General features: G+C 64.3%; 7 protein-coding genes. 1 reads left to right on the top strand and 6 read right to left on the bottom strand.

Features of this window, described 5'->3' with window-relative positions; translation table 11 throughout:
• Position 1 precedes the first annotated feature (1 nt).
• The gene (gene alaS / locus PVW49_RS14615) at positions 2-2,662 is read right to left on the bottom strand and encodes an alanine--tRNA ligase (RefSeq protein ID WP_274590893.1); all 2,661 of its coding nucleotides are present in this window, start codon (positions 2,660-2,662) and stop codon (positions 2-4) included.
• 173 nt (positions 2,663-2,835) lie between these two features.
• The gene (gene recA, locus PVW49_RS14610) at positions 2,836-3,912 is read right to left on the bottom strand and encodes a recombinase RecA (RefSeq protein WP_074835501.1); all 1,077 of its coding nucleotides are present in this window, start codon (positions 3,910-3,912) and stop codon (positions 2,836-2,838) included.
• 214 nt (positions 3,913-4,126) lie between these two features.
• Between recA and PVW49_RS14605 the strand changes: the two genes are divergently transcribed.
• Complete coding sequence (locus PVW49_RS14605; protein ID WP_274590892.1) at positions 4,127-4,720, top strand: gamma-glutamyl kinase; 594 nt, start codon at positions 4,127-4,129, stop codon at positions 4,718-4,720.
• A 56-nt stretch (positions 4,721-4,776) separates the two neighbouring features.
• Here PVW49_RS14605 and PVW49_RS14600 read toward each other — a convergent pair whose 3' ends face one another.
• The 4 genes from PVW49_RS14600 to PVW49_RS14585 all read right to left on the bottom strand — a co-directional run bounded on the left by PVW49_RS14600 (position 4,777) and on the right by PVW49_RS14585 (position 13,971).
• Positions 4,777-7,014: an ATP-binding protein gene (locus tag PVW49_RS14600; RefSeq protein ID WP_371398938.1), complete on the bottom strand. Its 2,238-nt coding sequence runs from the start codon at positions 7,012-7,014 to the stop codon at positions 4,777-4,779.
• Positions 7,015-7,204: 190 nt separating this feature from the next.
• On the bottom strand, positions 7,205-8,356 hold the full coding sequence (locus tag PVW49_RS14595) for an RsmB/NOP family class I SAM-dependent RNA methyltransferase (protein WP_274590890.1): 1,152 nt from the start codon (positions 8,354-8,356) through the stop codon (positions 7,205-7,207).
• Positions 8,356-9,804 carry an IMP dehydrogenase gene (gene guaB, locus PVW49_RS14590; RefSeq protein WP_048531423.1) on the bottom strand — a complete coding sequence of 483 codons (1,449 nt, stop codon included), beginning with the start codon at positions 9,802-9,804 and terminating at the stop codon, positions 8,356-8,358. Before guaB ends, PVW49_RS14595 begins: the two co-directional genes overlap by 1 nt.
• Before the next feature lie 504 nt (positions 9,805-10,308).
• Entirely contained in the window at positions 10,309-13,971 is a 3,663-nt protein-coding gene (locus tag PVW49_RS14585) for a vitamin B12-dependent ribonucleotide reductase (protein ID WP_274590889.1), read from the bottom strand.
• Positions 13,972-14,480 lie beyond the last annotated feature (509 nt).

The following is a 14,480-nucleotide window of genomic DNA, read 5'->3' as shown; positions in this document are numbered from 1 at the left end:
CTTATCCTCCCAGCACGGCTTTGGCCGCGTCGATTGCCTTGGTTGCATTCCCTGCGTCGGCACCGCCACCCTGCGCCATGTCGGGCCGGCCGCCGCCGCCCTTGCCGCCGAGTTCCGCCACCGCCGCGCGCACCAGATCCACCGCCGAGACCTTGTCGGTCAGATCCCGTGTGACACCGGCCGCGACCGCCGCCTTGCCGCCGGTGTCGGCGATCAGCAGGATCGCCGCCGAGCCCAGCTTTTCCTTTTGCGCGTCGATCAGCGGCGGCAGATCCTTGCCCGTCACCCCCGAAAGCACCTGCGCCACGAACGGCACGCCACCGACCTCTTCGGTCGCCGCCTCGGGGCCCGCGGCGCCACCCGACATCGCCAGTTCGCGCCGAAGGCTTGCGACCTCGGCCTGAAGCGCCTTGCGCTCGTCCAGCAGCGCCCGCACCCGCTCGGGCACCTCGGCGGGCTGGGTCTTGAGCTGGCCGGCGGCCTCGGAAAGCCGCGCGCCCTGGGCCTTGAGGTGATCCAGCGCCGCCTCGCCGGTCAGCGCCTCGATCCGGCGCACGCCGGCAGAAGACGCGCTGTCGCTCAGGCAGACAAAGGCGCCGATATCGCCGGTCTGGCGCACATGGGTGCCGCCGCAGAGCTCGATCGAATAAGTTGCCTTGTCGCTGCCCTTGCCCGAGCCCGGCTTGCGGCCCATCGACACGACGCGCACCTCGTCCCCGTATTTCTCGCCAAAGAGCGCCTGGGCACCGAGGCCGCGAGCGTCATCGGGCGTCATGATCCGGGTTTCGACCGGCGCATTCTGCCGGATGAAGGCATTGACCTCGCGGTCGATCCGGGCCAGCTCCTCGGCCGAGAGCGCCTTGGTGTGGCTGAAGTCGAACCGCAGGCGGTCGTCGGCATTGAGCGAGCCGCGCTGGGCCACGTGATCGCCAAGCGCCTCGCGCAGCGCCTCGTGCAGCAGGTGGGTCGCCGAGTGATTGGCGCGGATCGCCGTGCGCCGGGCATTGTCGACCTTGAGTTCGAGCGCGTCGCCGGTGGACAGCGCGCCTTCCTGCGGCGTCACCCGATGGGCGAAAAGCCCGCCGGCCATCTTGCGGGTGTCACGGATCGTGCCCTTGCCCCCGGATTTCAGATACAGCCCGCTGTCGCCGACCTGGCCGCCGGATTCGGCATAAAACGGCGTCTGGTTGACCACCAGCCAGCCCTCTTCACCGGCTTCGAGCTGCCCGACCTCGGCACCGTCCTTGACCAGCGCCAGCACCTGGCCTTCGGCCTCTTCGGTATCGTAGCCGAGGAAATCGGTGGCGGCATGCTTGTCGGCGATGTCGAACCAGATCTCGGCATCCTTTGTCTCGCCCGAGCCGGCCCAGGCGGCGCGCGCCTTGGCCTTCTGTTCGGCCATAGCGGCGTCAAAGCCCGAGGTGTCGACCTCGCGGCCCTTTTCACGCAGCGCATCCTGTGTCAGGTCGAGCGGGAAGCCATAGGTGTCATAAAGCTTGAAAGCCGTCTCGCCCGGAAGCCGCGCATCCTCGGGCAGGTCCGAGAGCTCGTCATCGAGCAGCTTCAGCCCGCGGTCCAGCGTCGCCTTGAAGCGGGTCTCTTCCAGCCGCAGGGTCTCTTCGATCAGCGCCTGCGCCTGACCGAGTTCGGGGTACGCCGCCCCCATCTGCCGCACCAGCGCCGGCACCAGACGGTGCATCATCGGATCCTTGGCGCCCAGCAGATGCGCATGCCGCATGGCCCGGCGCATGATCCGGCGCAGCACATAACCGCGGCCCTCGTTCGAGGGCATGACGCCATCGGCCAGCAGGAAGGAGGTCGAGCGCAGGTGATCGGCGATCACCCGGTGATGCACATTGCCCGGCCCGTCGGGATCGGTCGACGAGACATCGGCGCTGGCCTCGATCAGGCTGCGCATCAGATCGGTGTCGTAATTGTCGTGTTTGCCCTGCAACAGCGCGCCGATCCGCTCCAGCCCCATGCCGGTGTCGATCGACTGCATGTCGAGCGGCACCATCGAGCCATCCTCGAACTGCTCGTTCTGCATGAAGACGATGTTCCAAATCTCGATGAACCGGTCGCCGTCCTCTTCCGGGCTGCCCGGAGGTCCACCCCAGATATGTTCGCCGTGATCGTAGAAGATCTCGGTGCAGGGGCCGCAGGGGCCGGTCGGACCCATCTGCCAGAAGTTGTCGGAGGTGGCGATGCGGATGATCCTGTCTTCCGGCACGCCGACCTTTTTCCAGATCTCGAAGGCCTCGTCATCGGTGTGATAGACCGTGGCCAGCAGCCGGGTCGGATCGATGCCGAAATCGCGGGTGATCAGCTCCCAGGCATAGGGGATCGCCTCGGTCTTGAAATAGTCACCGAAGCTGAAATTTCCCAGCATTTCAAAGAAGGTATGGTGCCGCGCGGTATAGCCGACATTGTCCAGGTCATTGTGCTTGCCACCGGCGCGCACGCATTTCTGGCTGGTGGTCGCACGCTTGTAGTCGCGGGTCTCGACGCCAGTAAAGAGGTTCTTGAACTGCACCATGCCCGAGTTGACGAACATCAGCGTCGGGTCATTGCGCGGCACAAGCGGGCTCGAGGGCACGACCTCATGGCCGTTCTTGGCAAAGAAATCGAGGAAGGTGGAGCGGATGTCGTTCAGCGTGGCCATAGGTCATCTTCTTCTCAAGGTCGGCGAAGGTGTATCGCCCCGCCCCGGCACTGTCCATAACCGGTTGGGCCGAAACCGGGCCTGACGCAAACCGGGCCTGACGCAAAACGAGGCGCAGCCCGCGCTGCGCCCCGTTCCGGGTTGTCTTGATCCCGCCGGCGGGACCGGCGGCCTCAGGCCTCCATCACGTCTTCGTCGTCCTTGTCCTCGGGCGGCATGTCGAATTCGAGCCCGTGGGCGGCGCGGATCTTGTCTTCGATCTCCAGCGCCATGCGCTTGTTCTCGCGCAGGAAGGTCTTGGCATTCTCGCGCCCCTGCCCGATCCGCTCGTCGCCATACGAGAACCAGGCGCCGGATTTGTCGACCACGCCGGCCTTGACCCCGAGATCGAGCAATTCGCCCATCTTCGAGATGCCCTCGCCGTACATGATGTCGAATTCCACCTGCTTGAACGGCGGCGCGACCTTGTTCTTGACCACCTTGACGCGGGTGGCGTTGCCGACCACCTCGTCGCGGTCCTTGATCGCGCCGATGCGGCGGATATCGAGACGCACCGAGCTGTAGAACTTGAGCGCGTTGCCGCCGGTCGTGGTTTCGGGGCTGCCGAACATCACGCCGATCTTCATGCGGATCTGGTTGATGAAGATCACCATGCAGTTCGAGCGCGCGATCGACCCGGTGAGCTTGCGCATCGCCTGGCTCATCAGCCGGGCATGCACGCCGACCGAACTGTCGCCCATGTCGCCCTCAAGCTCACTCTTGGGGGTCAGCGCGGCAACCGAATCGACGATCACCATGTTGACCGCGCCGGAGCGCACCAGGGTATCGGTAATCTCGAGCGCCTGTTCGCCGGTGTCGGGCTGCGAGATCAGCAGCTCGTCGAGATCGACGCCGAGCTTGCGGGCATATTGCGGGTCGAGCGCGTGTTCGGCATCGACAAAGGCACAGACGCCGCCCTTTTTCTGCTCTTCCGCCACGCAATGCAGGGTCAACGTGGTCTTGCCCGAGGATTCGGGGCCGTAGATCTCGATGATCCGGCCTTTCGGCAAGCCGCCGATGCCAAGCGCGATATCGAGCCCGAGCGAACCGGTCGAGGTGGCCTCGATATCCGGCAACTGGTTCTCGCCGCCGAGTTTCATGATCGACCCCTTGCCGAACTGGCGTTCGATCTGGGCCAGGGCGCTGTCGAGCGCCTTTTGCTTGTCGGGGTTGTTCTTTTTGCTCATCGAGAGAAGATCTGCCGTTGCCATGCGTTTCGGGCCCTTATTTCACACCGCCTCGGAAGCGGCAATGCTGCCAAATGTTCTTGCCTTGTTCCTAGATGCGACCAAAACGAGAACATTTCAAGAGAATTTTGCTCGACCCCACTGTTTCGCAGAATCCTTAAAGAGTGGTTTACGCCGCAGAACCGCCCGCCTATGCTGCCCGAAATCCCTGATCCGCCACCTGAAGAGGTTCACCCAAGTGCTTGTGTTCTGGAAAGAAAACCTGGCGTTTCTGGCGGTACCCAAGACCGGAACCTCGGCCTATGAAAAGGCGCTTGCGCCACGCGCGGACATGGCGATCCTCAATCCGCCGGATCTGAAACATGCCCCGGTATATCGTTACAACCGGTTTTTTCGGCCGATGTTCGAAAAGATGGGCGCGCCCGACATGGAAACTCTCGCGGTGATGCGCGAACCGGTTTCCTGGCTCTCGAGCTGGTATCGCTATCGGCAACGGCCGTTCATGGCCGGCAAGGCAAATTCCACCAAAAACCTGAGTTTCGACGAATTCGTCGAGGGGTATTGCAAGGGCGCGCGTCCCGGCTTTGCCAATGTCGGCAGCCAGGCGAAATTCCTCGAACCGCGGCCGAACGGCACCCGGATCACCCATCTGTTTCGCTACGAAGATCAGGCGCGACTGATCGGCTTTCTCGAAGACCGGCTCTCGGTCACGCTCGATCTGCCGCGGGAGAATGTCTCGCCGCGCCTGGAGGTGACGTTGTCGCCGCGGGTCGAGGCCAAGCTGCGGCGCAAATGCGCGGCCGAATTTGCACTTTACGAGTCGATCGGCTGAGCCCGGCCCGCCATGTCCGGTCACGACGCCCGGACCTTCCGGGAAATACCGGGATGTCAATGCAATTGCCGCTGGACCGTGTCGGTCAGCTCGACCAGTGAAAACGGCTTGGGCAGGAAGGTGGAATTGGGGATGGCCGCCTGGTCGTCGTGGAAGCTTTCCTGAGCGTAGCCGGAGACAAAGACAACCTTGACCTCGGGGCGATCCTCCAGCGCCTGGCGCACCCAGCTTGGCCCGTCGAGCCCCGGCATCACCACATCGGTCACAAAGACGTTCACCTTGATTTCGGGGTCGCGCAACAGATCGAGCGCTTCCTCGGCCGAGGCCGCCTCGAGCACCTTGAAGCCGCGCATCCGCAGCGCTCGGCTGGCAAAGGCGCGCACCGGCGCCTCGTCTTCGACCAGCAGGATCACCGCGTCATAGCCGGTGCCGCCGGCGCCGGTGTCCTCCTGGGCCAGGCTTGCGGCATCTGCGGCCGGTTTCTCGCTGTGGACCGGGAACAGAAGCGAAAAGCAGCTGCCCTTGCCGACCACCGAATCGACAAAGATGAAGCCGCCGGTCTGTTTGACGATGCCGTAGACCGTGGACAGGCCCAGCCCGGTGCCCTCACCGGTGCGCTTGGTGGTGTAAAACGGCTCGAACACCTTTTGCAGCATGTCCGGCGCGATGCCGACCCCCTGGTCCTGCACCTTGACCAGCACGTAATCGCCGGGCGGCACCGACGCCCGGTCGCGTTTCAGCGGGGCGTCCAGGGTCAGCCCCTCGGTGGTGATGCGAATCTCGCCGCCCTCGGGCATGGCATCGCGGGCGTTCACCACCAGGTTCATCAGCACCTGCTCGAGTTGCCGCTTGTCGGCCCGGATGGTGCGCAACACCGGGTCGTGGTCCAGCGCCAGCGCCACCCGCTCGCCCACCAGACGGTTGAGCAGATGGGTCAGATCGGCCAGCGTGTCGCGCAGGTCGAGCACCTCGGGGCAGAGCGTCTGCTTGCGGGAAAACGCCAGCAGCTGGCCCACCAGCGCGGCGGCGCGATTGGCATTCTGGTTGATCTGCACCAGGTCGCCGTAGTTCGGATCGCCCTGATCGTGGCGCAGAAGCAGCAGGTCGCAATGGCCGGAAATCGCGGTCAGCAGGTTGTTGAAATCATGCGCCACGCCGCCGGCGAGCTGGCCGATGGCCTGCATCTTCTGGCTCTGCACGAATTGCGCCTCGAGCGTTTTGAGCTCGGTGGCGTCGTTCAGCACCGCGATAATCGACGGTTCGCCATCCTCGAACACCCGGTTGAGCACGACCTGCACGAAAACCTCGCGGTCGCGGCGGGAAATGCGCAGGAATTCCGATTGCTTCTGGCCCCGCCCGGCAGCGGCATCGCGCAACCAGTCGGTCACCGGCCGGCCCAGTCCCTCCATCAGATCGGAGAGCTTCTTGCCGGTGACCTCTTCGGCGTTGAGCAGTTTGAGCGCCTCGTGATTGGCCCGCGTCACCACACCCATCTGCGACACTTTCATCAAGGGCACGCTGAGGTGGTCGAAGCTGGTGCTGCTTTCATTTTCGGCCGGCGGCGGCAGAAAGAACAGCTCGCGCCGCCCGCCGTTGAGCGCCACCTCGCTGACCAGCCGCGCCACCGGCCCGGTGGCGGTATCGAGCGAGATCACCTTGCCGTTTTCCAGCGGATCGCTGCTCAGCCGGTCGAGCGAAGAAACCCGCTTGCCGATCAGTTTGCGGGCGACGGCGTTCATGAACAGGATCGTGCCGCCGCGCCCGACCGTCAGCCGCGGCAGCAGCCCGGTTTCGGCCTGTTCGGTGGCCGTCGCGCGGCTTTCCTCGATCCGCCAGAGCCGCAACCCGCCACCGATGTCATGCACCGAAAGCGCCACCTGCCCGCTTCGCGTGCTGACCGTATCGCTCGCCACACCCTCGGCCTCGACCCGTTTCTGTAACCGATAGACAACGCTGGCCGGATTGGCCATCAGCCCGCGCAAGAGCGCCACGACGCTGCCGTCTTCGCCGGTTTCCTGCTTCGACGATACATCGGCATCGCGAAACCGGCTGCGGCCGGCGGGGTTGATGTGGTGAATGTCGCCCTCGGCATCGGCCACCACCGAAACCGCCGGATCACCGGCGAGAAAATGCGACACCCGCAGCAAGACCCGCAATTGCCCCCGTCGGTGCAGCAACTGGCGGGCATGCAGCGCCAGCGCCGACACGAAAATGCCGACGCCGAGCGCAAGTGTGCCAAGCGCCGGAACGCCGGCGGGCAGAAAGCCGGACAAGAGAATCAGAACGACCGACACGGCGACCAGATACAGCGGCCGGCGGCCCCCCGGCCGGGGGGGCGCCGCGTCGGGCGGTTCAGCGCTGATCGTGTCTGCCAACTCGGCTCTCCAGGCTCGTCGCGTTTCACCCCATAAAACCCGGTGAGTCTTAATTGTGGGTTAACCGATTTCACCGCTTCAACACCCACAGGTTGAGTGGAGCACAGGATCAGCCGCGTTTCAACAGCGCAAGGTAGAATCCGTCACCGCCGTCCTGCAACGTGAACTGCCGGTCAAAGTCCATGACCCACCCCGGATGCCGGTCTTGAAAGGCCGAGACGCGCGCGGAATTCTCCGGTGCAAGCAGCGAACAGGTGGCATAGGCCAGCCGGCCGCCGGGGGCCACGAAGGGCGCGGCGGCGTCGAGCACCGCATCCTGCATGGTGCAGAGCTCGGCCAGGCGGTCCTCGGTCAGCCGCCATTTCGCCTCGGGCGCACGGCGCCAGCTGCCGCTGCCGGAACAGGGCGCATCGCAAAGCACGATGTCGAACACCCCCTGCGGCGCCGGTTGCACGGTGATCTCGGCCCCGGCGCGGGCAGCGCGGGCGGGAATGTCGCGCATCCGCCCCGGATCAATGTCATGGGCGGTCACCGGGCCGCCGGCCTGCGCGGCCATGGCCAGGGCCTTGCCCCCGCCGCCGGCGCAGAAATCAAGCAGGCTCTGACCGGGCTGCGGCGCCAGCGCATTCACCACTGCCTGCGAGGCGGCATCCTGCAATTCCACCAGACCGTCGCCGTAGGCAGCAGAAAGATGCACCCGGCGCGCGCCCTCTGTCACCCGCAGCGCGGTCGGCGACAGCGCGTGAGGTTCGGTGGCGATGCCCTCTTCGGCGAGACGGGCTTGGGCCGTATCCAGGTTGGATTTCAACAGGTTGACCCGAAGAAAGACCTCAGCCCGCTCGCGCAAGAGACGCGCCTCGGCTTCGGCCGCGTCACCCAGCGACCGGGCGAACTCCGGCCAGAGCCAATCCGGCAGGTCGCGGGCCTCGGCCTCGGACGGGCTGCGGAACGCGGCGCGTTCGGCTTCGGTCACCGGGGCGGGCATGAAACGCGCGCCGGTAAAGACCTCGTCGATCGCCGTTTCTGAGGCGCGCAGGGCGCCAAGCATCAGGCCGCGACCGGTCTCGGCCCCGCCAAGCGCGGCATAAGAGCGTTTGCGGCGCAGCGCGTCGAACACCAGATCGCGGATCGCGGCGCGGTCCTTCGAGCCGGCATAACGGTTGCCGCGGGCCCAGCGGGTCAGCGCCTGTTCGGCCGCCTGCCCCGCCAGAACCGCATCAAGCAGCTCACCCGCCGTCTGAATCCGCGCCGCCGGTGTCATCAGCCGATCCGGTAGTTCGGGCTCTCGCGGGTGATCTGCACGTCATGCACATGGCTTTCGCGCAGGCCGGCGCCGGTGATCTTGACGAAGTTGCAGTTGCTCCGCATCTCTTCGACAGTGGCGCAGCCGGTATAGCCCATGGCGGCCCGAAGCCCGCCCACCAGCTGGTGGATCACCGCGCCGGCCGAGCCCTTGTAGGCCACCTGCCCCTCGATGCCTTCGGGCACCAGCTTGTCGCTGGCGGCGTCCTTCTGGAAATAGCGGTCGGCCGAGCCGCGCGCCATGGCGCCAAGGCTGCCCATGCCGCGATAGGCCTTGAACGAGCGGCCCTGATAGAGAATGACCTCGCCCGGGCTTTCATCGGTGCCGGCGATCATGGAGCCCACCATGGCGCAGGAGGCGCCGGCGGCAATTGCCTTGGCAAAATCGCCCGAGAACTTGATGCCGCCGTCGGCGATCACCGGCACGTCACCGGCGGCCTTGGCGCAGTCCATCACCGCGGTGAGCTGGGGCACGCCGACACCGGCCACCATCCGCGTGGTACAGATCGAGCCCGGCCCGATGCCGACCTTGACCGCATCCGCCCCGGCGTCGATCAGCGCGCGGGTGGCCTCAGCGGTGGCGACATTGCCGGCGATCACCTGTACCTCGTTCGAGAGCTGCTTGGCGCGCTTCACGGCATCGATCACCCCGGCGGAATGGCCGTGGGCGGTGTCGATCACCACGATATCCACACCGGCATCGACCAGCTCGGACGTCCGTTCAAACCCCGAATCCCCGACCGAGGTGGCGGCCGCCACGCGCAGGCGGCCCAGCGCATCCTTGCAGGCGGTGGGGTTGAGCACCGCCTTTTCGGTGTCCTTCAGCGTCAGCAAGCCGGTTAGCCGGCCCTTGCCGTCATGCACCAGAAGCTTTTCGATCCGCCGCGCCTTCATCAGGCTTTTCGCCTCTTCCAGGTCGGCCGGTTCGGCCAGCATGGCGAGGTTGTCCGAGGTCATCATCACCTTGACCGGGGTCTGGTCACTGGAGGCAAAGCGCATGTCGCGGTTGGTCAGGATGCCGACCACATGGCCGGCGTCGTCGACCACCGGGAAACCGGTGAAATTGTACCGCTCCACCAGCGCCTTGGCATCGGCCAGAGTCTGGTCGACCTTGAGCGTCACCGGGTTGTAGACGATGCCGCTCTCGAACCGTTTGACACGCCGCACCTCGCGCGCCTGGGCCTCGACCGAGAGGTTCTTGTGAATGACGCCGATGCCGCCGGCCTGGGCCATGGTGATGGCCATGCGGCTTTCGGTGACGGTGTCCATCGCCGAGCTGAGCAGCGGGATGTTCATCGCGATCGAGCGGGTTACCCGGGTGGCGGTGTCGGCAGTGTTGGGCAGGACATTGGACGCAGCCGGAACCAGCAGCACATCGTCAAATGTCAGAGCCTCGCGAATCTCCATTCGGCGGTCCTCTTCAGTAGCAGCATTTGACGCTTCCCTATTTCACGGGGGCCGGGAAAAGAAAAGACCTTATGGCCGGTTGCATGGAATTGGCCGGCCGCGGCGCTGTGGAAAGACGGGACAATTCTGTGGATGGATATGTGTGCGATCGAGGCAGAATGCCGGAAATCGTTTCGTTTCAGTGGCTTGCTCAATGGGGTAAATGTGAGTTTGGCTGTGGGTATGTTTCTGGTGGCTGTGGGTGGCCGGTGGTTTTCCGGGCCGGAATGATGACTTGGAAACCCACCTTACCAGGGCGGCGTCAAGGCAGGCGTAATTTCCACGATGGATGAACTATGGATCATAAATCACTGGAAATACTGAAAATACTTAGCAAAAAGAAAGAGGGGCGCCTCGGCGCCCCCAAGTCTCACGAACCAAGCTCATCGTTACACCGCTCGCGTGCTTGTTGCCTGCGGCCTGGTTGTGCAAAGGGGCGAGCGCACCCGCCCCCTGAACTGATTGTCAGCTACAGCCGGACGTCCCGCCGCAGGTGTTGCACTTCATGCAGGTGCCGTTGCGCACCAGCGTGTAGTTGCCGCAGTCGCCGCAGGGGTCGCCTTCGTAGCCCTGCATCTTGGCCTTGGTGCGGGCGTCCATCGACACGGAGCCGCTGGCTACAGCCGTTGTCGTCGTCACCGTGGTCGCGGCGGTGCCGCCGCCTGTGCGGACTTCCGGGACCAGGGTCTGGAGGGCCATGACCGGATCGTCCGACTGCCCGCCCCGGAGCACGATCAGCTCCTGGGGCAGACGTTTGCGCAGGTAGCCGGTCGAGCTGATCTGTTTCAGCACTTCCAGCGATTTGGTGGCCGCACTTTCGCTGACCTCGGTGACGTTGGGTTGCCCCTCCTCGACGCCGCGGCCCAGATCGTCAAAGCTGGCGCCCTCGGGCTTCACATGGGCCAGGTCGGTGCGGTCCAGATAGGACACCGCCAGCTCGCGGAAGATGTAGTCGAGGATGGATGTGGCATTCTTGATCGAGTCGTTGCCCTGCACCATGCCGGCAGGCTCGAACTTGGTGAAGGTGAAGGCATCGACGAATTCCTCCAGCGGCACGCCGTATTGCAGGCCGACCGAGACGGCGATGGCGAAGTTGTTCATCATCGCCCGGAAACCGGCGCCTTCCTTGTGCATGTCGATGAAGATCTCGCCCAGCGTGCCGTCGGCATATTCCCCGGTGCGGAGATAGACCTTGTGGCCGCCGACAATCGCCTTCTGGGTATAGCCCTTGCGGCGTTCCGGCATCTTGGAGCGCTCGGATTTGATGATCTCCTTGACGATGATCTTCTCGACGACCTTCTCGGCCAGCACCTGCGCCTTTTCGCTCTGCGAGCCGCTTTCCAGCACCTCGGCCGCCTCATCGTCATCCGCCACCAGCGCCGCCGCCAGCGGCTGGCTCAGCTTGGAGCCGTCGCGGTAGAGGGCATTGGCCTTGATGCCCATCTTCCAGGAGCGTTCGTATGCCGCCTGGCAATCCTCGATGGTGGCGTCATTGGCCATGTTGATGGTCTTGGAGATCGCCCCCGAAATAAAGCTCTGCGCCGCCGCCATCATGTCGATGTGGCTGTTGACCGAGAGGAAGCGCTTGCCCTTCTTGCCGCAGGGGTTGGCGCAGTCGAAGATCACGTAGTGCTCGGACTTCAGATGCGGCGCGCCTTCCAGCGTCATGGTGCCGCAGACGTGGTCGTTGGCGGCCTCGATCTCGGCCCGGGAATAGCCCAGATGCCGCAGCAGATCGAAGGTCGGGTCATTGAGCCGTGCCGCGGGAATGCCCAGCACGTCCTGGCAGAAGGCTTCGCCCAGCGTCCACTGGTTGAAGACAAAGCGGATGTCGAAGGCCGAGGCCAGCGCCGCCTCGATCTTCTCGATCTCCTTGCTGCCGAAGCCATGGCCGATCAGCGAGGTGTGGTTGATGCCCGGCGCATTGCCGAGGCTGCCATGACCGACGGCATAAGAGATGATCTCTTCAATCTGGGAGGAGGAATATCCGAGCTTCTCCAGTGCCGCCGGAACCGAACGGTTGATGATCTTGAAATAGCCGCCACCGGCGAGCTTCTTGAACTTCACCAGCGCGAAATCGGGCTCGATCCCGGTGGTGTCGCAATCCATCACCAGGCCGATGGTGCCGGTGGGCGCAATCACCGTGGTCTGGGCGTTGCGATAGCCGTGCTTCTCGCCCAGGCTCAGCGCCTCGTCCCAGGCAGTCTTGGCCATTTCAACCAGACCGGCCTCGGGGCAGTTCACCTGATCCAGCGCCACCGGGTTGATCGCCAGCGCCTCGTAGCCTTCGGTCTTGCCGTAGGCGGCAGTGCGGTGGTTGCGGATGACACGCAGCATGTGCTGCGCATTGCGCTCGTAGCCCGCAAAGGCGCCCAGTTCGCCGGCGATCTCGGCCGAGGTGGCATAGGCCACGCCGGTCATGATCGCAGTCAGCGCGCCACAGAGCGCCCGGCCCTCGTCGCTGTCATAGCCGTAGCCCATGTTCATCAGCAGGCCGCCGATATTGGCATAGCCGAGGCCCAGGGTGCGGAAGTCATAGGACAGCTGGGCAATTTCCTTGGAGGGGAATTGCGCCATGGTGACCGAGATTTCCAGAGTCAGGGTCCAGAGGCGCGTGGCATGCACGTAGTCCTCGGCCTGGAACTTGCCGTCCTGATAGAATGTCAGCAGGTTCATCGACGCCAGGTTACAGGCGGTATCGTCGAGGAACATGTACTCGGAACAGGGGTTCGAGCCGCGAATTTCGCCATCCTCGGGGCAGGTGTGCCACTGGTTGACGGTGTCGTGGTACTGGATGCCCGGATCGGCACAGGCCCAGGCCGCGTGGCCGACCTGCTCCCAGAGCTCCTTGGCGTCGATTTCCTTGGCAACCTCGCCGTCGGTGCGGTTCAGCAGCGCCCATTTCTCGCCGTTCTTGACGGCGTCGAGAAAGGCGTTGGTGACGCGGATCGAATTGTTCGAGTTCTGGCCCGAAACGCTGGCATAGGCCTCGCTGTCCCAATCGGTATCATAGGTCGGGAACTCGATCGAGGAATAGCCCTGGCGGGCATAATCCAGCACCCGCTTGACGTAGGTCTCGGGGATCATCGACTTCTTGGCGGCGCGGATCGCGGTTTTCAGCGCGTCGTTCTTGGCCGGGTCATAGGCGTCTTCCACCGCGCCGTCCCATGTGCCGATGGCCGCAAAGATGCCGTTGAGCATCTTTTCATGCATCTTCGAGCCGGCGACGATCGAGGCGACCTTCTGCTCTTCCTTGACCTTCCAGTTGATGAATTCCTCGATGTCCGGGTGGTCGGCGTCGCAGATCACCATCTTGGCGGCGCGGCGCGTGGTGCCGCCCGACTTGATGGCGCCGGCCGCCCGGTCACCGATCTTGAGAAAGCCCATGAGGCCCGAGGACTTGCCGCCGCCAGAGAGCTTTTCACCTTCGGCGCGCAGCGACGAGAAATTGGTGCCGGTGCCGGAGCCGTATTTGAACAGCCGCGCCTCGCGAACCCAGAGATCCATGATGCCGCCGTCTCCGACCAGGTCATCGGCCACCGACTGGATGAAACAGGCGTGCGGTTGCGGATGCTCGTAGGCCGATTTCGACTTGGTCAGCTTGCCGGTCTTGTAATCGACGTAATAGTGGCCCTGCCCCGGACCGTCGATGCCATAGGCCCAGTGCAGACCGGTGTTGAACCACTGCGGGCTGTTCGGCGCGGCGCGCTGGGTCGCCAGCATGTGGCGCATCTCGTCGTAATAGGCGCGGGCATCCTCCTCGGTGGTGAAATAGCCGCCCTTCCAGCCCCAGTAGGCCCAGGCGCCGGCAAGACGATCGAACACCTGTTTGGACGAGATTTCACCAGTGCGCGGCGCGTCGTCATTGGCGGGGACCGACCGCCAGAGGAACTCGGGCACATCCTTTTCGCGAACCTTCTTCAGCTCGGTCGGCACGCCGGCCTTGCGAAAGTATTTCTGCGCGATCACGTCGCTGGCCACCTGGCTCCAGGCGGCCGGCACTTCGACATCGTCGAGACGGAAGACAATGGTGCCGTCAGGATTGCGGATCTCTGACGCGGTGGTCACGAAATCGATCTCTGCGTAGGCGTCCTGCCCAGCCTTGGTAAACCGTCTTTCGATTTTCATCTGTGTCTTGCCTCTTAACCAATGGTCCCGGCCCTGGGCCGTCGCGGCGATGCCGCCTGAATTTTCTGCGCAAACCCTGCTCCACAAACCGCCAGGAGACGCCCGGCGGCGCATCGGCCCGTCATCCGGGCCCTATGGCGGGGCATCCAAGCCCGTGGTTCTGAAGGTTGCTGCCGTCCCGCCGCCACCGCCACAACATGTTGTGTGCTCTCTAGCGACCCCCACAATCTGACGTATTCGCGCATAGACCGTCAACATCGAAATTTCACTTAATGCGGGCAAAAATGCCTTGACGGATGAGCCCAGCGACATGTCCTCGATTCAGCCCCGAAATACGCACAAGATTGCCCACAGGCTCTGTTAACTTTTTTTTCGTGTTTTCCGGCATGTTTACCGGGGCGCTCGGGTGCCGAAGGGCAATTTTATCCCCCGGCTGCGGGCCGCTTCGGAGGCAAAGTTATTCGCATGTGCAGAAATATTTTCCGCGCCCGCGCGCGTGCGCAAAAGCC

This window comes from Marinovum sp. PR37, assembly GCF_028807375.1.
GTDB classification, from domain to species: Bacteria; Pseudomonadota; Alphaproteobacteria; order Rhodobacterales; family Rhodobacteraceae; genus Marinovum; species Marinovum algicola.
The sequence above is the reverse complement of the archived record's forward strand: the minus strand, read 5'-3'. Positions and strand labels throughout refer to the sequence as shown.

Coding starts and splice junctions, on each gene's coding strand:
- alaS (WP_274590893.1), bottom strand. CDS start 2,662: ATGGCCACGCTGAACGACATCCGCTCCACCTTCCTCGATTTCTTTGCC.
- recA (WP_074835501.1), bottom strand. CDS start 3,912: ATGGCAACGGCAGATCTTCTCTCGATGAGCAAAAAGAACAACCCCGAC.
- PVW49_RS14595 (WP_274590890.1), bottom strand. CDS start 8,356: ATGACACCGGCGGCGCGGATTCAGACGGCGGGTGAGCTGCTTGATGCG.
- guaB (WP_048531423.1), bottom strand. CDS start 9,804: ATGGAGATTCGCGAGGCTCTGACATTTGACGATGTGCTGCTGGTTCCG.
- PVW49_RS14585 (WP_274590889.1), bottom strand. CDS start 13,971: ATGAAAATCGAAAGACGGTTTACCAAGGCTGGGCAGGACGCCTACGCA.